The following is a 20,704-nucleotide window of genomic DNA, read 5'->3' as shown; positions in this document are numbered from 1 at the left end:
GCTGGCTCCACGTTGCGATTTTGTCTTAAGTAAAAAAACTAATTTAAGAATTGATTTACCAATGCGCTGTATCTGAAAAGAGAAATATAAAATTACTCTTATAGCTAATGAGAGCTCGATGGGGGTTGACGGAATTGGGAAAAACAGGTGTATATGGATGCAATTAGTTATTTCTCTAAATGCTTCCGTTAAACGCTTTCAAAATATATCTGAAAAGGACGTGTGCTTTATGGTTAATTCAATCCACAATTTGCATATTGGTCAGTGTGCAGAGTTTAAAAAAACATTGACGGATCATGACGTCGCAGATTTTGCATTGGCATCTGGCGATACCAATCCTGTTCATCTGGATGAGAGTGCCGGGCGGGAAAGTATCTTCGGGCAACGCGTAGTGCATGGTATTTTGGTGAGTGGTCTTATCTCTGCGGTCATTGCTAATAAATTACCCGGCAACGGCTCTATTTATCTTGGCCAGGATCTCAAATTTATTAAGCCAACATTTATTGGCGATACGATTACGGCGACGGCGGAAGTTATCGCAATTAATTGCGAAAAAAACCGGGTGCGACTCAAAACCACGTGCACCAATCAGCATGGGGATAAGGTTATTGTCGGTGAAGCCGTCGTTTTGCCGCCGCTGGAAAAAGCGCTGGCTGAGGAGGTGAACTGATGGAGCTTATTATTCAAGGCAATGTGGCTAAAAACTGCCATCCTGAAGGTTTACGCCATGGCATTGATAAACAAATTAACTATGTTGAATCGCATGGGGAAATCTATGGTCCGCGCAAGGTGTTGGTGATTGGTGCCTCTTCCGGATATGGGCTGGCCTCACGCATCGCGGTGGCCTTTGGTGGCGGTGCCGATACGATTGGCGTTTCATTTGAAAAAAGTCCGGGCGAAAAAGGTATGGGCAGCGCCGGATGGTATAACAATATTTTTTTTCGTCGCCGGGCGCATGAGAAAGGGCTGATTGCGAAAAATTTTATCGCGGATGCTTTTTCCGATACGACCCGCAACGACGTGATTGCGTACATCAAGCAGGAGTTTGGCGGCAGCATTGATCTGCTTGTCTATTCGGTTGCCTCTGGCGTGCGTATTTGCCCGGATGGTACGCGTTACACCTCAACGCTTGGCGTGCGCGGGCAAGCTTTTTCCGGCCCGGGTTTTGACCTGGAAACCCGCAAGATGGTGAACCAGACGCTGGAACCGGTGACCGAACAACAACTTGCCGATACGGTAAAAGTCATGGGCGGGGAAGACTGGCAACGCTGGATTGATATGTTGTCGGCGGCTGGTGTGCTGGCCGAGGGGTTTAAAACGGTGGCGTACTCTTATACTGGCCCGAAATCAACGTGGCCGCTCTATAAAGAGGGCGCGTTAGGCGCGGCGAAAGCCCATCTGCACGCAACAGCCGATCATCTTGATGCACAGCTCCAGCGCATTAATGGTCATGCCTATGCGGTGGTGTGCAAAGCGCTGGTGACCAAAGCCAGCGCCTTTATCCCTATGTTTCCGTTATATATTACCTTGCTGTACAAGGTAATGAAGCAGAAGCGGTTGCATGAAACCTGCATTGAGCAGATGCACAGGCTGATGTTGAACCACCTTTACCCGCCAATGGGCAACGTCATCACGGATGACGAGCGGCGGATCCGCCTTGATGATTTCGAGCTGCGCCCGGATGTTCAGCAAGCCGTAGAATTGCTAAGAAAACGAGTCACCACCGAGAACTTTAAAACCGTTGGCGACTTCGCCGGGTATCTCGCCGAGTTTTACGCGCTGAATGGCTTCTCAATGCCGGACGTGGACTACTCCTCTGAGCTGGATCTGCGCCAACTGGTAAAAGAGTACAGCCACGCATAAGCCATACCTGATATGACAAATGCGCCAGTTTGTCGGCGCATTTGTTGATGAAAATCGCTGTCGGTTGCGTCTGTACAGTCTTTATTTCACAACGGGCAGGTCGGAGTAGCGTGTGGTATAGGCGGGGGAAAGCATCTCGCGTTTCATCGCCCAGTTTTTTTCTGCTCCCTGTCCTGCAAACCAGACGCTTCCTTTCCCCGAGGTATTTAAACGATCAATGGTTTCCATCAGCAGCGCACTGTTCGCGTAGGGGCGGTTTTCATCAAATAGATTGAGTTGGGCAACGCCGCTGCTGAAAAAATCTGAAAGCATCACTCCAGCCTTCATATAGCGATGCCCCTCCCGCCATATCTGATCCAGCGAACTTGTCGCCGCGCGGATAATGTCGCGCGTATCATTGGTCGGCGTCATCAACGTCACGGATGCCTGGTTTCCGTAGTAAATACGATTATCCGCATGCGGGCTGGTACGAATAAAAATGCTGATGAATCGGCAGAACTGATGTTCCGCGCGTAACTTCTCCGCCGCGCGTTCAGCATAGGCGCATATGGCCTGATGCATATCTGAATACTGCGTGATTCGCTTGCCAAAAGAGCGGCTACAGATAATTTGCTGCTTAGTCGGGATAAATTCATCAAACGCCAGGCATGATTCGCCGCGCAGTTCCCGCACGGTACGTTCCAGCACAACATTAAAGTGTTTACGGATAACCCAGGTTGAGCTGTCGGCAAGTTGCAACGCGTTTTCAATGCCCATTAACGCCAGCTTTTTACTGATGCGACGTCCCACGCCCCAGACCTCCTGTATCGGCACACGAAACAGGAGTTTGCGTTGCCTCTCCCGGGAGGAAATATCCACAACACCACCGTAGCTGACCCATCTTTTGGCGGCATAATTGGCCACCTTGGCGAGGGTTTTCGTTGGTGCAATGCCAACGCCGGTTGTCAGACCGGTATTTTTCAGGATCTGATTACGAATTTGGTGGCCGAATGCCTCAAGTGAAATACAGTTTGATACGCCAGACAGATCGATAAAAGCTTCATCAATCGAATAAAGCTCAACGGCGGGGGTGATTTCAGACAGCGTCGACATGACACGATGGCTGAGGTCGGCATATAGCGCATAATTTGAGCTAAACACCGTCACGCGTTGACGATGAAGCTCATCTTTGATCTTGAAATAAGGCGCAGCCATGTCTATGCCGAGATTCTTTGCCTCACGCGATCGCGAGATAATGCACCCATCGTTGTTGGACACGACAACGACAGGTTTCCCCTGAAGATCCGGGCGAAACAGCGTCTCACAGGAGGCATAGAAGTTATTCACATCAACAAGCGCGAACATGTCGGTTTGATTTCAATGTAAATGTCACGACGCCGAAGATCTGCAACTCTTCCTCAGCCTGGAAAACAATCGGTGCATAATGAACATTATGCGGGATGAGCTGAAGAACAGGGCGGGTTCGCAACTCCTTCACCGTAAATTCCCCGGCAACCGCCGCAACAACAATGTCACCGTGCCCGGCGGTTAATGAGCGATCGACCACCAGCAAATCACCATCGCTAATCCCTGCACCGATCATCGAATCTCCGCTGACCCTGACAAAGTAAGTCGCGCTGGGGTGTTTTACGACCAGTTTGTTTAAATCAAGCCGCTCTTCGACATAATCCTGCGCCGGGCTTGGGAACCCACAGGGAACGCGCTCAGCAAAGAGCGGAAGGGGAATGAGGTGATCACTCTCGGTCGATGGGATGAACTGCATGATGATGAACTCGGTTAACTGTATTTATATACAGTATTGCTAAATTCAGTCACTGATCAAGAGGCGCAGCGGGCCACATTCAGGAAATGTTTGAAGTAGCAAAGAATTTAGCTAAAAAGTCTCGCCAAAAGCTGGTACCTGAAAGCGGGTGAAAATAGACTGTTCTCCGTAGGGAAAATCTCATTTATGCCTGATGCAAGCGCATTGAAGCCGTTCTCTTGCCGCGAGCCACTGGGTGTCGGTTTGTGAGCGGGGCCGAATCATCGGGCCCTGCGCGTAATCAGCGCCGCAAACATTTAAACGTGAACGCCTGGCGATGCGAGATACAGGCGCAATCCAAACAGATAATAAATACATACAGGAATGAAACATGATCAAAAAAATAACCTACGCATCGGCCATGCTGCTCGCGGCCTGCACCAGCTTTAGCGCGAGCGCAGTACCTAAAACCGCAGCAAATAAATGCCCGGCAGCGATGGACGTGGAGAGTGTTGAAATTCGCGATGGTCAGCAGCTTATGATCTTGACGAAAACGGCATTAGAAAACTATGAAATGGCGGTAGCCAAAGACGCTAAGTGCGTATCAATTTATCGTGATGCATATCGGGCTAAATATCTCCCTGAGCTCAAGAAACTGGATGCCAGTACCCCGGAACCTGTCGTCAAATTAAAAAGCGCGCCATTGCTGGCTGCTTTTGAAAATGTTATGCAGCCTGGCGTAGATATAAAGGAAACGGATAGCAGGGTTAATGCCTACTATGAGCTCGCAAATGCCTACCTTGAGACAGCGATGCCGGGTAAATGGAAAGTATCAGAAGATAGCGACGAAATGCGGGGCGAAAAAACGTATCTGTATACGCTGGAGTCTGAGGATGTCGCAAAACTATCGCCCCCCTATAAACAAGCAAAGGCGACGATTCTGGTGATGCAGAAGGAAAAAGCGGGCGTGATTAGCGACCCGAAAATTATGTATTACGTTTCAGAGGGTCAATTAACTCTCCCTGTAGAAGGCGGTGAAATCGCGGCGAAATATGACGACGATGGAATCAGTCGCTATGACGGTACGATATGCAGTGATGACAATCGTGCTTTCTGCCCTGATCTGACCATTTACCAGATGTTTGCTTATCTGGATGTGCGCAGTAGCCACAAGGCTATCATTGAGTTGCCGTTCTATATTGATGGCCCTTATCAATATCATTTTAAAACCACAGGTTTAATAACCCGGCGCACAACACCGGATTATTTGCTGCCAAAAAATGCAGGGAAATAGCACAGCATCATAAGTTCAGTCATGTGGGGGTTACTATTTTTCGCGTATTGAGGAGATGCTTAGATGTTAAATATTGCCAGAAGCACCGGTAATACCACTACCGGCGTGCATATGCTACAACGCTTTAAAAATGGCTACCGCATTCGTTGCAATCGCGAGACATTAAGGCGATTCACTTCCATTGATGTTAAGCCGGAATATCAGCATCTGTTCGGCGCAGATGGCGAAGGTATCTACCATTCGGCAACCTTTCCAACTATTGCCGAAGGGGCGCAAGCCCTGTGCAACTTCATCCAGACGGTTTGCGGCCTGGAGTGTCACTGGAAACCGTAACGGTTTTGAGGATTAGCTGTTTGCCTTGTCGCCAGCCCTGAAAGTACCCACTCCAGTGCAAGTCTCCTATGATTTTCTGTGTAGCCTGACGGGCTGCACACCATTCCCAGGAGATTCCTATGAGCACATCTTTATTCAGCAAAACCCCGATGGTCACGGTTCTCGACAACCGTGGCCTGATCGTTCGCGAAGTCTCGTATCATCGTCATCCCGACTCGCCGGACGCCACCAGTGAGCGCACCACCCACCACCAGTACAACGCTCGTGGTTTTTTACTGCAGAGCGCAGATCCGCGCCTGCACGACTCTGGCCTTGCAAACTTCAGCTATCTGACTGGCCTGAGCGGAAACGTTCTGCGTACACAGGGTGTTGATAACGGAACGTCCGTGGCGCTGAACGATGCTGCGGGTCGATCGTTTATGACAATCAACAATATTGACACCGCTGACGATGGTACAGAAAACAGAAATCAGGCCGTGACCCGAACCTGGCAGTACGAGGACGCTTCGTTGCCGGGCCGCCCGATAAGTATCACCGAGCAGGTCAACGGTAAAGCTGGTCGCATTGCAGAGCGCTTTGTCTATGCCGGTAACAGCGATGCGGAGAAGGCACTGAACCTTGTCGGACTGGCTGTTAGCTATTACGACACCGCAGGTCTTATACAGCGTGACAGCGTTGCTCTGACAGGCGTGCTTCTCTCTGTTACCCGCCGTCTGCTGAAAGATGCGGACGACCCGAACACGGAGGTCAACTGGCAAGGGCAGGATGCTTCCGCATGGAACGACTTGCTGGAAGCGGAAACCTATATCACTCTGACAACCTCCGATGCCACCGGGGCAGTTTTTTCAACCATCGACGCAGCGGGTCATCAGCAACGTATGGCGTACGATGTGGCTGGAATGATGTCCGGCAGTTGGCTGACAGTGAAAGGCGGCACAGAGCAAATTATCGTGAAGTCCCTGACGTACTCCGCGGCGGGTCAGAAGGTGCGAGAAGAACACGGTAATGGCGTGGTGACGACATACCTTTATGAACCGGAGACACAGCGCCTGGTCGGGATAAAAACGGCGCGCCCGGAGGGACATGTTTCCGGTGCGAAAGTGTTGCAGGATCTGCGTTATGAATATGATCCAGTGGGCAACGTGCTTAGCATCAGCAACGATGCGGAAGAGACCCGTTTCTGGCGCAATCAGAAAGTCGTGCCTGAAAATACCTACAGCTACGATAGTCTGTATCAGTTGATTAGCGCCACCGGGCGTGAGATGGCAAATGCCGATCAGCAGGGCAGCAATTTACCGTCCTTCATTGTTCCCCTTCCGACAGACAGCTCTGCATATACTCGTTTTATCCGCACCTATCGTTATGACAATGGCGGCAACCTGACCCAGATACGCCACAGCGCACCCACGACGAACCACAGTTACACGACCGATATTATCGTCAGCGATCGCAGTAACCGGGGAGTATTAAGCATACTGACCACTAATCCGTCTGATGTGGATGCCTTGTTCACGGCGGGTGGATAACAGAAACAGCTGCTGGCGGGGCAGCCTCTGGTCTGGACGTCGCGTAACGAGTTACAGAAAGTGAGCCCGGTGACGCGTGACGGCGGCGTAGACGATCAGGAAAGCTACCGCTATGACAGCGGCAGCCAGCGGATCCTGAAAGTCGGCATACAGAAGACCAGCGGCAGTACGCAGACGCAGCGAGTGGTTTACCTGCCGGGGCTGGAGCTGCGAAGTACCACAAACGGCGATGCAGAAGAAAGCCTGCAGGTGATTATCGTCGGCGAGGCCGGACGGGCGCAGGTGCGTGTGCTGCACTGGGAGAGCGGCAAGCCCGCAGACATCGCGAACGACCAGACACGCTACAGTTACGATAACCTGGTCGGCAGCAGCCAGCTTGAGCTGAGCGGAGAGGGGGAAATCACCAGCATGGAAGAGTATTACCCGTACGGGGGAACCGCTCTCCTGACGGCGCGCAGCCAGGCCGAAGTAAATTACAAAACCATGAGGTACTCCGGCAAAGAGCGTGACGCGACAGGGCTGTATTACTACGGATTCCGCTACTACCAGCCGTGGGTGGGGCGATGGCTGTCCAGCGATCGGGCAGGAACGCTTGATGGACTGAATCTCTACAGAATGGTCAGAAATAATCCTGTGACCTTGAGCGATAAAGATGGATTAATGCCGAGGAAGTCGCTGGATGACGAAGAGCAAGGATCCAGTCCGTCAGCGTCCATTTCTGGCAATACGGAGATAAAAAACAGTAAAAGAAACGACAGACGACGCAGAGTATTTAGCCCTGAAGAAATGAGCCAGGCACTGGAAGCCCTGCGCGTGAATCCGTCTGAGAAGAGTGAACCCACACCGATCACTGTTTCTCCGGTGGAAGAGAGCGCAGCGGAAATTTCGGCAATTTCTACGGATGAAGCGCTGGCTCAGGCAGATGACGTAACGGAAAGTAGCCTGACCGCAATGGCCAGCAATACCCGGCGTAAAAGAGGGCGCCGGGTCTTTACCGAAGCGCAAAAAAAGGAAGCAATAGAAAAAATCAAACAAAGCGATTTTAAAGAACCCGCTGGAAATGTTCAGGGGGAGCATATGGAAAGTGCGGTGGCACTTCATTCCGTGTCAGAAAACAGCATCAAAGCCGTTGATGAGGCCACCGCTATCGCGCTGAAGAAACCAGAGATGATTTTACTGGAAGGGATAGAAATGCCATTGGCCAGCGCCGAGGCAATGGCGACGAATTTTTTAAAAAACACGGTAAAAAGAAAAGCGAAACATGATAAAGGATGGAATCTCAAACTTTCTCTTGAAAATATAGGCAGAGCCGCACTGGTGGGGCATGAAAACAATGTGAGAGATTTTATTGATTTCTCACAGGATATTGCCAAAAAAATTAATACCAATACGATTTCAGAGAGTGAATTTATTGATGAGTTAAAACTTTATATGCAGCGATATAAAGCGCCAACCAGCTCGCAGTTGTTACATTAAATAGGGGAACAGGCCAGGGGCATCGCGCCTGAATTGGGTTCTGCACGGTGAACCTGTGTTATGCCACCTGATGCAGGCGTAAGTCAGGTCACCTCTTTTTTCCTTCCACGGTTAGGTTTTCCGTGTTTCCCCCTCAGCCAGTCGCTTTCTGACTGAGGGGGAATCGGACACAAGGTTATCGAAACGGATCAAGCACCCGCCGGAACCCTGAAAACACTCACCAGATCTTTCATCACTCTGGCTTGTTCATTGAGCATTTCAGACGCGGCAACCGACTCTTCGACCAGCGCCGCATTTTGTTGGGTCGTGGTATCAATCTGACCGATCGCAATATTGATTTGCTGTACGCCATCACTCTGTTCGAGGCTCGCTTGTTCGATCTCTTTCAGAATGCTGGAGACGTTATCCACGTTCTCGACCATTTCGTCCATTTTACCGTTCACCTGACGCACCATTTCCAGGCCGCGCACGCTCTGCTGCGTCGAGTTTTCAATCAGCGCACGGATATCTTTCGACGAATTCGCCGTTTTCTGCGCCAGATTGCGAACTTCCTGCGCCACCACGGCAAACCCTTTACCGTGTTCACCTGCGCGCGCTGCTTCAACCGCGGCGTTAAGTGCCAGGATATTGGTCTGGAAGGCGATAGAATCAATCAAATTAATGATGTCAGACATTTTGTCCGCCGAGCTGCTGATATTGTGGATTTCCTGAGTCAGCGAGGTCATTAATTTGCCGTTATCTTTCGCCGCATCGCTGGCTCTTGCGGAAAGCTGTGACGCATTTGCCGTATTATCGCCCGTATTCTTAACCGTGGATGAGATTTGCTCCATGGAGGCGGCAGTTTGCTCAATTGAACTCGCTTGTTCTTCCGTACGGGCAGACAAATCGCGCGTGCCGGCCATGATCTGCGATGCGCCAGTGGCAATATTTTCCGCGCCGCTGCGGATCTCCAGAACAATTTTTTTCAGCTCCTCCTGCATGTGGCCGATGGCGCCGGTCAGTAGCCCCGTTTCGTCTTTGGAGGTGACTTTGATCTCCGTGCCCAGGTCGCCTTTCGCAATTCGAATTGCAGCATCAACGGCATGTTGAATAGGACCAACAATGGCACGTGAAATAATGATTGCCATGATAATGCCGAATATAAAACAGATGAGGGTAATGACGATCATCACCATTCGGCTCAGGTTGTAATCATGTAAAAAATCACTATATGACGTTTGCATTTCATCCCGTTGCAGGCTGATAAAGTTATTAATCTTCTCAATATACTGACTTTCATAATTACGCGTATTGGTTGTATATTCCGTAACAGCGGCATCAGGATTGGTTTGTATATTGCCAATCACTTTGCTACGGGACTGAATATAGAGACTGCGAGCGGCGGTGATTTTCTCTAACAGCGCCTGAGATGCATCATCATCAGCCTGTTTATTCAGTTGTTTATACAGTTCGCTTATTTGTTCCGATTTGGCAGCAAGATCTGTAATCAACTGCGCTTTTTTGGCGGCATCTTTTTCAATGATCGCATTAAGAAACAGCGTCGTTGAACCATTAACATCGCGGATTAAATTATTACCCAGCGCGGTGGTCGGGTAATCTTCAGTCACGATTTTGGATATTTTATTTTTCGCCTCATCAAGCCGGTAAATCGCGTTTCCGGCAATAAAAAGTAATAACAGTAATAATATCCCGAAAGATAGCATTATCTTATTTCTGATACTTATACCCTTTGGCTTACCGATCGTTGTTGTATTTTCCATGGTCTTCCCTTAGTGAAATTTATCTGCATGCCTGGCCGCTATAGCGGTCGGCATCTACGTTTTATCGGCCATGAGAAGGTATTGATTAGTGATCGATCGTTAAAATCTTAATAAAAATGAAAAGCAATAGTTTATATCTATCAATTGTAAGGTGATCGATCGTTGATATATTGTATAATTTTGATGCAGCAATTTTTTTGAATGAAATTGATATTGTTAACGTAAATTAAAGAAATATCACTGAGGAGAGGAACCGCGTAAATAAAATATATGGCGGCAATAAACCGTAACGCACCGATCTACAGAGTAATATTCATTGTCAGCAAATAAATAATCACCTAAGTAAGTACTTCAGAAATATTGCATAAGAAATGCATCAAACCAGACAGATATCGCCACTTTTTTGTATGCCGCACGGCGTTCTGTGTCCAGCGCGGCATTCACTACGGTTACTGCTACAGCATTTTTACGATTAACTGCTGATATAGGTCAGATAAGCCGCCAGATAAACGACACCACAGGCAAACCATATTTTTGCCAGAAACTGATAATCGTTTTTGTCCATTTTTTTCCGCACCTTTCAAAAAGTATACGTAATGGCAATGACCGCTGAGCTTTGGTTACGGCGCAGCACAATTGGGCTGTCAGCCGCGTGATCGTTCAGCCATGTGTAATTGGCGCTCAGCAATGTTCCCCAGTGGGCATCAAATTGATGGCTCCACGTCAGGCTATTATCGATCCCATAAAATCCCTGTTCTGCGCGGTAGCGCGCATAGCCGGAACGCAGACTTTGCTTTTGGCTGACACCGTAAAACGTGTTCATATATCGGCTATCGCCAAACAGCGCGGCAGACTGGAAAGCCAGCGTATCGCGGGTGGTCTGCACCGGCAGCAAGGTGAGGGACGCCTGATACTGCACCCCCTGGCTATCGGTAAGTGGCAGGGTAGCTTTGCTTTCCAGCACCAGCCAGTCCGTGGCTTGCCAGCCAACCGCCAGCGCGGTATTCAGCGTGGCATCAATATTGCCCATGCCTTTTAAGTTTTCTGCACCGTCCCGCCAGCCAGAATCACGATCGGCGCGGCCTGACGCATAACCCAGCGTATGTTCGAGATAAAAACCATTGTCGGTTTGCAGGTCATAACCCAGCCCTTTTTGCGAATCAAAAAAGAGCGCATTATCGCGGGCCTGAATTACCGGAACCACCTGCACACGTTGCTTGTCTGAACCGCTGTAGCGCGGCGCATACTCGCCACCAATGCCCACCGTCACGCCGTTTTGCACGGCGGGCGTGTCGTCGGCTCTGGCCGTGGAGGCAAACAGAGCCAGCAGTGGACAGGCGCTATACAACACGGTTTTTCTCATTATCATCATCACATCTCGCTGGGTGGGGTAGTATGCTGCGGCGAAGGTTCGCCATGTCCTGACAAGGAATATAGACAGGTCATATCAATAAACGGTCAGGGAATTATTAAGAAATGGTCAAGGTAAGCAAATGATATCCCGTAGAGTGCTTGTGATTGAAGATGATGCCGATGCGGCCAGCGTACTGGAAGCCTATCTGCGACGTGAAAACTATGACGTTTCGCTGGCTGGAGATGGGCTGACAGGGCTGGAAATGGCGCAGCGCTGGAAACCCGATCTGATCTTACTGGATATCATGTTGCCGGGCATGAATGGTACCGAGGTGCTGGCGGCGCTGCGCCGCATTAGCGATGTCCCGGTGATCATGGTCACCGCCATGGGGGATACCTCTGAGCGCATAGGGGCGTTGCGATACGGAGCCGATGATTATGTGGTGAAACCGTATCACCCTGGCGAAGTGGTAGCGCGCGTGCAGGCGGTGCTGCGGCGCAGTAAACGAACGGCTGTGCAAGAAGAGGTGCTCCGCTGGCAAACGCTGGAAGTGGATACCGTCGCCATCACCGCAACGGTCACGCAGGCTGAAAGCAGTGTGCGCAGCCTGGAGCTGACGCCAACGGAGTTTTCTATTCTGATAACACTAATGCGCCACCCGACCTTGCCGTTTTCCCGCCAGCACTTGCTGGAACACTGTTTGCCGGAGAGTGAAGCGCTGGAGCGCGTGGTCGATACGCATGTCTACAACTTGCGCAAAAAGCTGGAAAACGCGGGTGTTACCGGCGTTTTAGCGAATGTGCGCGGTATTGGCTACAGGTTCCGCCAGCCATGAAAAATCCTGCTCATCAATCGCTGTGGCGCTGGATTTGTGCGCGCATCATCGCGCTGGCTATCGGCGCTGTTATTGTCATTGCCCTGTGTATGTGGCTGCGTTATGCCGTGCAAAACTACTGGGTTTTGCATGATATGCCGTCTGCGGTGAAGGCGGAGTTCCTCGTTCTGCTGGATAATCCGCAGGCGAACCCGGATCGCTTTCATGAAATCGTCGATAAATGGTGGGGGATAAGCTATTCGAAGCCGTCCATTGCCTCGGCCGACTGGCTCATGGTTGGCGTGCTGGTACTGGTGATGATCCCCTTTATTGTGATTATGGGGCTACGTTACGCCCGGCCACTCTCTTTACAGTTCAGCCATCTGCGTGAAGCGGCCGATGAAGTCACGCAAGGTGAATTTGGCTGCCAGGCGGATCTGGTAAAAGATGCGCCCGCCGAAGTGGTACGTTTTGCCAGCGATTTTAACGACATGACCCGCCAGCTGGCGCGCTACGACCGGGAGTTGCGCGCGTCGCACGTTGCGATGGCGCACGAGCTGCGCTCACCGCTAACGGCGGCTATTGGTCGCCTGCAAGGGATGCTCGATGGCGTCTTCGAACCCAGCCAGCAACAACTGGGAATGGTGATGAAACAGCTGCAGCACCTGAGCCGCCTTACGGATGAGCTGCATCTGCTCTCGCTGGCCGATGCTGGTCAACTGACGCTTCATCTTCAGCCGCTGTCGCTGGAAGATCTGTTAGCTGAGCGGGTAGCCTGGCTGAAACCGCAGGCTGATGCCGCAGGAATGACCATGGCGGTGACCTCCCGTTCCTCTTCGCTGTTGACTGGCGATGCGTTCCGGCTGGGGCAGGTCTTTACCGTGTTGATGGAAAATGCCCTGCGTTATGGCCGGCGGGGCGGTCAGCTTGCCATCCACCTCAGTAAGCAAGATAACGCGTGGCGGATCGATTTTGAGGATGACGGACCGGGCGTGGAAAGCGATTTTCTGCCAATCATGTTCGATCGCTTTACCCGCGCGGAAACCTCCCGCGCCAGGCATTCCGGCGGCAGCGGGCTGGGGCTTTCTATCGCGCGGGCGATATGTGTTGCCCACGGTGGCAGTATCAGCGCGGCGCTGCCGGAAGAAGGCGGGTTGCGGATCAGCATCACGCTCCCGGCAGATGGCAGCGGCGAAAAAAAATTGCACTCTTGATGAATTCTTGACGAAACGTGGAGTGATTCTCGACGCACGCCACGTTAAATGGCGCCATTACCGATCCGGAGTGGCGTTATGTCAGAACAATTTACCGATTATTTTCGTCAGAGCCTGCACCACCTTTTTAATGCGGCACGTGCGTTATCCTTCCTTGCTCTGCTTCCGCTGCTGATTATGGCGGCGGTCATTCCGCTGTTGACGGGGTGCGGAGAGAAAAAAACAGACCACCCCGCACCGCCCAGGCCTGTGCGTTATCTGGTAGTCGCGCAGGCGTCGCCGAATCCGGGCACGGTACGAACCGGCGAGATCCACGCCCATGATGAAACGGTGCTGGCTTTTCGGCTGGATGGTCGTATGGTCAGCCGGCTGGTGGATATCGGCGCGCGCGTACATGCCGGGCAGGTGCTTGCCACGCTGGAGAGTGAGACCGGTAAGAACCAACTGGCCAGCGCCACCGCCGAGATGGAAAGCGCCCGCGCCGCCGAGCAGCTTGCCGCGCTGAACCTGAACCGGATGCAGAAACTGATGCCCTCCGGCGCGATTGCCCGTACGCAGCTTGATAGCGCCCGTGCCGACTGGCAGTCCGCCGCATCCCGCCTTAAAAGCAGCGCTGCGGCGCTGCGCAATGCCCGGGATAATCTGGCCTGGACCCAACTGACCGCGCCTGCCGATGGCGTTATCACCCGCGTTAGCGCCTCTGCAGGACAAGTGGTCAGCGCCGGGGAAAGCATCTTCACGCTGGCGACCAGCGACGCGCGCGATGTGGTTTTTGCTATCGCCGATCCGCAATTACTGTCCGTACAGGCAGTAAAAACGCCCCTATTTTCGGTCGCACTGCTGGCCGATCCCACGCAGAAAACCAGCGGCGTATTGCGTGATATCAGTCCGCAGGCCGATCCGCAAACGCGCACATGGCAGGTCAGGCTCACCCTTCAGTCCCCACCAGCGGCGATGGCGCTGGGAGCCAGCGCCATCGTAGATATTCCGGTGTCGACATCGCCCGGTTTTGTGGTGCCAGCCTCGGCGTTGAGCCGCGTTGGCGACCAGCCAGCGGTCTTTATTATCGACAAACAATCGCAGGCGCAGCTTCGGACGGTCACGGTTGCGAGCTACACCGCCTCGTCTGCGGTGATTGCAACTGGCATCAGTGCTGGCGACCGGGTTATCACCGCAGGCGTAAGCAAACTGCGCGCCGGTGAAAAAGTGACCCCAGGAGAGCTGCAGCCATGAGCTCTGTTGAAACTAAATCGCGCTTTAATCTTTCTGCCTGGGCGCTTGAACACCAGCAACTGGTGAGCTTTTTCATGATGCTGATTATCGCCACCGGCATCCTCTGTTATGAAAACCTGCCGCGCAATGAAGATCCGGCATTTACCATCAAAACGGCGGTGGTCTCCGCGCAGTGGCCTGGCGCGACGGTTGCCGACACTACCCGGCTGGTCACGGATGTACTGGAAAAAAAATTACAGGAGACGCCGTGGCTGGATTACATCGAAAGCGAAAGCCGGGCCGGCAGCGCTGTTATCAATGTGAACCTGCGTGATGACACCCCACCAGGGCAAGTGCCAGGTATCTGGTATCAGGTGCGCAAAAAGATGCAGGACATTGCGCCTTCGCTGCCGCAGGGCGTGCAGGGACCGGCGATAAATGATGAATTTGACGATACGTTTGGCACGATTTATGGCTTCACGGCGGAGGGCTACACGGCGCGTGAACTGCGCGATCGGGTGGAAGAGATTCGCCGTAACCTGATGTCAGTGCACGATATCGGCAGAATCACTCTGCTGGGAGAGCAGCAGGAGCAGATTGTCATTGCGTTTTCTCCCCGCCAACTGGCTGGCATGGGGCTCGATATCCAGCAGGTGAGCGATGCGCTCAACGCGCAAAATGCCGTCGAGCCAGCCGGGATTATTCGTACCGGGCAAGATAACGTTGCGCTGCGGGTTAGCGGCGCGCTGACCACGGAAGAGAGCCTGCGGGCGGTTACCCTGCATATCAACGATCGCTATATTCCCCTGACCGATATCGCCACCGTGAGCCGCCAGATCGCCGAACCGCCAGCGCCGGTGTTTCGTGTCAACGGTCAGCCCGCTCTAGGGCTGGCCATTTCCATGGCCTCCACCGGCAATATGCTGCGTTTCGGTCAGGCGCTCAATGCCAGGATGGCAGAGATTAACACCCGGTTGCCCCACGGTATTGAGATGACAAAAGTCGCCGATCAATCCGCGGTGGTGAGTGATGCGGTTAGCGGCTTTGTGCGGGTGCTGGTCGAAGCGGTGCTGATTGTGCTGGCTGTTTCATTTGTCTCGCTGGGGTTGCGGGCAGGGCTGGTGGTGGCCGCCGCCATACCGCTGGTGCTGGCGATGACGTTTGCCGGAATGATGCTGGCCGGCATTGGCTTGCAGCGAATTTCCCTGGGCGCGCTGATCATTGCGCTTGGCCTGTTGGTGGATGACGCCATGATCACCGTCGAAACCATGGTCGCCAGGCTGGAAGCCGGCGAATCGCGCAAAAGCGCCGCCACCTATGCTTTCAAAACCACCGCGTTTCCTATGCTTACCGGAACGCTGGTGATGATCGCCGGTTTTATTCCCGTCGGGTTTGCCGCCTCCAGTGCCGGAGAGTACTGCTTTTCGCTATTTGCCGTGGTGCTGATAGCGCTACTTTGTTCGTGGGTGGTGGCGATCCTGTTCTCGCCGTTGACCGGCGCCTGGCTGCTGCCCGCCAGAATAGACAGCCACAGCAAAGGCAGCGGACGCCTGGCGCGTGCCTACCAGGCATTACTGGCGCGCGCGTTGCGCCACCGCTTATTGACCATTGGCATTGCGGTGGCGGCGCTGGCGCTGGCGTGTGTGGGCGCGACCAGAATGCAGGGGGAGTTTTTCCCGGCCTCCGATCGTCCCGAATTGCTGGTCAGCCTGTCGTTGCCCGCCAATACCGCGCAGCAGGAAACGGAAAGGCAAGCCGAACGGCTGGAAAACGTGCTGAACGGTAACAAAGATATCGATCACTACACGACCTATGTCGGTTCCGGCGCAATACGCTTTTATCTGCCGATGGATGTCTTGCTGGATAATGAAAACACGGCGCAACTGGTGGTGGTAGCAAAAGATCTGGCGGCGCGCGATCGCCTGCGCCAACAACTGAATAGCGTGCTGGAAAGCCAGTTCGCCGGGTTTACCACACGCGTTTCGCCGCTGGAATTAGGGCCACCGGTGGGGTGGCCGGTGAAATACCGCGTGAGTGGGCCTGATTATGCGCAGGTACAAAAGTTTTCACGCCAACTGGCGGCAGCAATTGGTACCTCATCGCTTGCCCGCGAAGTGAATTTGACCGCCGGTGAACCGGAAAGAACCATCACGTTGCAGGTGAACCAGACTGCGGCACGGGCGGCAGGGGTTTCGTCGCAGAGCATTGCACAAATGCTGAATACGGTCTGGTCCGGGCGTACGGTGACTACGGTGCGGGATGATGATCGGCTGGTGGATGTGGTTCTCCGTGGCAACGATCGTGAACGGCTGGATATCGGCACGTTATCGACCCTGATGTTGCCTGGCGCTAACGGTACGAAAATTCCGTTGAACGAAGTGGCAACCGTGAGCTGGGGCGTGGGCGATCCGGTTATCTGGCGTCGCCAGCGGCTGCCATTTATTACGGTGCAAACCGATCTGGCGCCCGGTGTGAGTGCCGAAAACCTGTCGGCTGGCCTGCGACCGACGGTGGATAAACTGCGTGCGCAACTGCCTGCAGGATACCGGATTGAAGAGGGCGGCACGGTAGCGGAATCGGCAAAGGGGAACGGCTCGGTTTACGCGGTGCTACCGGTGACGCTTATCGTGATGCTGGTGTTGTTAATGCTCCAGTTACAGCGTTTTTCCCGCATGTTGTTGGCGCTGTTGATGGCACCTTTTGGTTTGCCGGGCATTGTACTGGCGATGCTGCCGACCGGAACGCCGATGGGATTTGTCGCCTTGCTTGGCGTGATTGCGCTGGCGGGGATGATTATTCGCAACGCCGTCATTCTGATAAGCGAAGTGGACAGCAATCTGGCGCAGGGGATGGTCGCGAACGAGGCGATTGTGGCCGCCGCCGAACACCGCGCCCGACCCATTATGCTGACGGCATGTGCCGCCATTCTGGGCATGATCCCGATTTCACATCAGGTGTTCTGGGGGCCGATGGCGTATGCCATTATCGGCGGGCTGGTTGTCGCCACGCTGGTGACACTTACCGTTTTACCTGCGGCGTTCAGCCTGCTGCTGGATAAAGCAAGACGCCATTAATGGAGGTGCCAGGAGGGGGCATCACGCGCCGGGGCGAGATGCCTTTAAAGTAAATGTCAAAAGCGCCGATAAGGAGAGTGGGGCGCATGCAGGATTTTTCAGCGCCGGAAGCGATAAAGTAACCAGGATGTTGCCAAAAATTTTCTGCAAAAGGGATTGATGACAGGCAGACCGCCAGCGCGGGGTGGTCTGCATAAAGGTATTCAAAATGATAAAGGTGCTGAAAAAAGGCGTTTCCATATATATAGCAGCGTTATTATTATCTTTTGCTTTTTTTTATATTGTTGCGCAAGTCGCCTACTATGCTTTTATCCAGGAAAAAGTAGAAGATTATGCCGAATCGATACTTGCCCGCAGCGATAATATTATTCTTCAGGTCCGCGAAATTAACGCATTACGCGAAGAGTTTTCCGTCTACACCCCGTGTAGCGATCCCTATTTGCACGCGTTAAGAAAACGCTTATGGCCTTATCCGCTGATCAAAGATATTGGCTATGTTGAAGACGGCAGAATAATCTGTTCCGCGTTGTGGGGGAAATATACTGTCCCGTTATCTCTTAATGTGTTCAAAAATAAAGTGAGCAGAGGCAGTTATACATGGGTGTTTGATGCACTGATTGAAAATAATATTACTGCTGATGTCGTTTATAATAATAATTTTTCTGTCACCGTGTCACCTTTCGCTTTTACCCGCTTTCGCGAAGATTCTACCCGATGGGGGTTTAATGCGGTGGTCGGAGACTACAATCACAAGCAACATTTTTTCCGCGTAGGCAATAATACATCGCTGCTCGAAAATATAGAGCATGGAAAAGTGCATGAGTTCTTTTTTATCACTGAGAAGTCCTGTGATGCGCAGCATGATATCTGCGTTGTGGCTGGTGTCAGACACTCTTTCCTATTTAATAACAACGGTTATATTCTTCTTTTCCTCTTTTGCGTCGCCTCGTTGGTGGGGTTGATTATTGGCGCGTTAATCAATAAAAATCAGCATGAGAACCAGTCACTATTAACCCGATTAGAAAATGCTATTATTAATAAAGAGTTGCATTTTGTTTACCAGCCACTTTACCGGGTAAAAGATAAAAGTATCATCGGTGTCGAAGTGCTGTTGCGCTGGAATGATAAACAGATGGGCAATATCGGCCCGGATATTTTCATTCCGCTGGCAGAAGAAAACGGCTTAATTAATAAGATAAGTCTCTACGTGGTTGAACATGCGATAAAAGAGTGTGGTGCTGCGTTGAGAGAAAAAGATATCACGCTAAGCATAAACGTCAGTTGTTCAGATATCTGTTCAAAAACGTTTTATCAGCGGCTTATCGATACCCTGCAACAAGAAGGCGTGGCAGGGAAACATATCATGCTGGAAATCACCGAAAGGCAGAGTGGCCGCATAGAAGATATTATGCAGTCAATATGTTTATATAAAGAGCATGGCGTGTTATTTGCGCTGGATGATTTCGGAACCGGTTATTCCAATTTAAAATGGCTGTCCATGCTGGATGTAGATGAAATAAAAATTGATAAATCAATAACGGATTCAATCGGTACACAGTCCATTAACCGCCATATTCTGCCCGGTCTTATCGCCATGTTTAAAGATATGCCACGCATTATCGTTTTCGAAGGCGTCGAAAATGAAGCGCAGCATCTTTTTTTGCAAGGCAATTTGCCGGAATCCTGTGCACAGGGCTGGTATTTTTCCAAAGCATTAGCTTTTTCTGAGATAGAAAATCTTCTGGCACAGGTAAAACAAATGGGTGAATGCGCCGTTGAGGGCGCTGACAACAACGTCGCCGTGATGGCACCCTGACAGCGAAACGGCTCTGCCGCCTGAGGCGGCTCTGTTTTTACAATCAATGGGTAACGCTCTACACTGGTGGGCAGTTTCCCCATTGGATGTCCCGGATGACGACACTTAAAAGTAATAATTTCTTTTTTATCATTCTGTTATTACTGGTCAGTCTGGCGTTTTTCAGCCTGATCCAGCCTTACTACTCCGCCATTATCTGGGCGGTGATCCTGGCGCTGATTTTTTACCCGCTGCGCATGCGTTTATCGGCGCTGCTCGGTGGGCGCAACGGCGTGGCATCGCTTATCACCGTGTTGCTGATCTGCGTGATTGTCTTTATTCCGTTGATGATGGTGCTCTCCTCGATCGCCGTGGAGGTCAATAGTCTGTACCAGCGGTTGCAGAATAACGGCACCGATTTGCCGCAGTTGTTAAGCGACGGGATCGCGCATCTGCCGGAGTGGGCAAAAAATTCGCTGCGTGAAAATGATTTCGATTCGGTCGCCGCGATCCGCGAAAAACTCTCCGGCGTGGCGCTGAGCGTTGGGCGCTATCTGGCGGGCAGCGCGGTACTGATCGGCAAAGGCACGCTGGGAATTACGGTCGGCTTCTGTTTGATGGTCTATTTACTGTTCTTTTTACTGAAAGATGGCGCAGAACTGGTGCGCAAAATCTACGACGTGGTGCCGCTGTCGGCGACCATCAAACGCCGCCTGTTTCTGAAATTCGCCGGTGTGGCGCGCGCAACGGTAAAAGGCACGCTGGTCGTGGCCATTGTGCAGGGGGCGCTGGGCGGTATCGGTTTCTGGTTTGCCGGGTTCAACGGCAGCCTGCTGTGGGCGACGTTAATGGCGTTTTTGTCGCTGATCCCGGCTGTGGGGACGGCGATTGTCTGGGTCCCGGCGGTGATCTTTCTCTATTCAACCGGCGAGCTGGTCACGGCGACCATCCTGACGCTCTACTTCGTGATTGTGGTGGGGCTGGCTGACAATCTGTTGCGCCCGCTGCTGGTAGGCAAAGATACCCGCATGCCGGACTACCTGATCCTGCTTACTACGCTCGGCGGGCTGCAGTTCTTTGGCATTAACGGTTTTGTGCTGGGTCCAATGATTGCCGCGCTGTTTATTACCTCATGGAATTTGCTGGCGCAGTCGCGGGCGAATACGCAAAAACAAGCGTAATAATATATAAAAACGCCGCCTACTAAATTACGGCGGCGTTTTTATTTGTCGTAAAGAAGTGCAAAGA

At 52.1% G+C, this 20,704-nt stretch carries 14 protein-coding genes and 1 pseudogene; 11 read left to right on the top strand and 4 right to left on the bottom strand.

The window, feature by feature from the left end; genetic code table 11:
* Positions 1–157 precede the first annotated feature (157 nt).
* Positions 158–670 (top strand): MaoC family dehydratase, encoded by a 513-nt coding sequence (locus M8Q36_RS19460; protein WP_249882025.1) that lies wholly within the window; start codon positions 158–160, stop codon positions 668–670.
* Positions 670–1,863: an enoyl-ACP reductase FabV gene (fabV, locus tag M8Q36_RS19455; protein WP_249882024.1), complete on the top strand. Its 1,194-nt coding sequence runs from the start codon at positions 670–672 to the stop codon at positions 1,861–1,863. Before M8Q36_RS19460 ends, fabV begins: the two co-directional genes overlap by 1 nt.
* An 81-nt stretch (positions 1,864–1,944) precedes the next feature.
* On the opposite strand, the gene umuC is transcribed toward fabV, so the two are convergent.
* Positions 1,945–3,207: a translesion error-prone DNA polymerase V subunit UmuC gene (gene umuC / locus M8Q36_RS19450; protein WP_249882022.1), complete on the bottom strand. Its 1,263-nt coding sequence runs from the start codon at positions 3,205–3,207 to the stop codon at positions 1,945–1,947.
* On the bottom strand, positions 3,191–3,625 hold the full coding sequence (gene umuD / locus M8Q36_RS19445) for a translesion error-prone DNA polymerase V autoproteolytic subunit (RefSeq protein WP_175272373.1): 435 nt from the start codon (positions 3,623–3,625) through the stop codon (positions 3,191–3,193). Before umuD ends, umuC begins: the two co-directional genes overlap by 17 nt.
* A 370-nt stretch (positions 3,626–3,995) precedes the next feature.
* Between umuD and M8Q36_RS19440 the strand changes: the two genes are divergently transcribed.
* The 3 genes and pseudogenes from M8Q36_RS19440 (at position 3,996) to M8Q36_RS19430 (ending at position 8,233) form a co-directional block, all read left to right on the top strand.
* Positions 3,996–4,898 carry a hypothetical protein gene (locus M8Q36_RS19440; protein ID WP_249882021.1) on the top strand — a complete coding sequence of 301 codons (903 nt, stop codon included), beginning with the start codon at positions 3,996–3,998 and terminating at the stop codon, positions 4,896–4,898.
* Positions 4,899–4,961: 63 nt separating this feature from the next.
* Positions 4,962–5,231, top strand: a complete 270-nt coding sequence (locus M8Q36_RS19435) for a hypothetical protein (protein ID WP_249882019.1) — start codon at positions 4,962–4,964, stop codon at positions 5,229–5,231.
* 119 nt (positions 5,232–5,350) lie between these two features.
* Positions 5,351–8,233: pseudogene (locus M8Q36_RS19430) on the top strand (RHS repeat-associated core domain-containing protein).
* A 188-nt stretch (positions 8,234–8,421) separates the two neighbouring features.
* Here the strand turns inward: M8Q36_RS19430 and M8Q36_RS19425 are convergent.
* Positions 8,422–9,993, bottom strand: a complete 1,572-nt coding sequence (locus tag M8Q36_RS19425) for a methyl-accepting chemotaxis protein (protein ID WP_283945972.1) — start codon at positions 9,991–9,993, stop codon at positions 8,422–8,424.
* 580 nt (positions 9,994–10,573) lie between these two features.
* Positions 10,574–11,362 (bottom strand): MipA/OmpV family protein, encoded by a 789-nt coding sequence (locus M8Q36_RS19420; RefSeq protein ID WP_502825496.1) that lies wholly within the window; start codon positions 11,360–11,362, stop codon positions 10,574–10,576.
* Positions 11,363–11,486: 124 nt separating this feature from the next.
* Here M8Q36_RS19420 and M8Q36_RS19415 point away from each other — a divergent pair, with 124 nt between their 5' ends.
* The 6 genes from M8Q36_RS19415 (at position 11,487) to M8Q36_RS19390 (ending at position 20,637) form a co-directional block, all read left to right on the top strand.
* Positions 11,487–12,182 carry a response regulator gene (locus M8Q36_RS19415; protein WP_249882017.1) on the top strand — a complete coding sequence of 232 codons (696 nt, stop codon included), beginning with the start codon at positions 11,487–11,489 and terminating at the stop codon, positions 12,180–12,182.
* Positions 12,179–13,375 carry a sensor histidine kinase gene (locus M8Q36_RS19410; protein ID WP_249882016.1) on the top strand — a complete coding sequence of 399 codons (1,197 nt, stop codon included), beginning with the start codon at positions 12,179–12,181 and terminating at the stop codon, positions 13,373–13,375. The genes M8Q36_RS19415 and M8Q36_RS19410 overlap by 4 nt, the downstream gene beginning before the upstream one ends.
* A 78-nt stretch (positions 13,376–13,453) precedes the next feature.
* Positions 13,454–14,608, top strand: coding sequence for an efflux RND transporter periplasmic adaptor subunit (locus M8Q36_RS19405; protein WP_249882015.1), 1,155 nt, complete (start codon positions 13,454–13,456; stop codon positions 14,606–14,608).
* Positions 14,605–17,661 (top strand): efflux RND transporter permease subunit, encoded by a 3,057-nt coding sequence (locus M8Q36_RS19400; RefSeq protein WP_249882014.1) that lies wholly within the window; start codon positions 14,605–14,607, stop codon positions 17,659–17,661. Before M8Q36_RS19405 ends, M8Q36_RS19400 begins: the two co-directional genes overlap by 4 nt.
* A gap of 208 nt (positions 17,662–17,869) precedes the next feature.
* Positions 17,870–19,477 carry an EAL domain-containing protein gene (locus M8Q36_RS19395; protein ID WP_249882013.1) on the top strand — a complete coding sequence of 536 codons (1,608 nt, stop codon included), beginning with the start codon at positions 17,870–17,872 and terminating at the stop codon, positions 19,475–19,477.
* Between the two features lie 95 nt (positions 19,478–19,572).
* Positions 19,573–20,637: an AI-2E family transporter gene (locus M8Q36_RS19390; protein ID WP_249882012.1), complete on the top strand. Its 1,065-nt coding sequence runs from the start codon at positions 19,573–19,575 to the stop codon at positions 20,635–20,637.
* Positions 20,638–20,704 lie beyond the last annotated feature (67 nt).

The sequence above is a fragment of the Kosakonia sp. R1.Fl genome (genome assembly GCF_023516815.1).
In the GTDB taxonomy this organism is placed as follows: domain Bacteria; phylum Pseudomonadota; class Gammaproteobacteria; order Enterobacterales; family Enterobacteriaceae; genus Kosakonia.
Note: the sequence above shows the minus strand (reverse complement) of the source record. Positions and strands in the feature narration are given on the sequence as shown.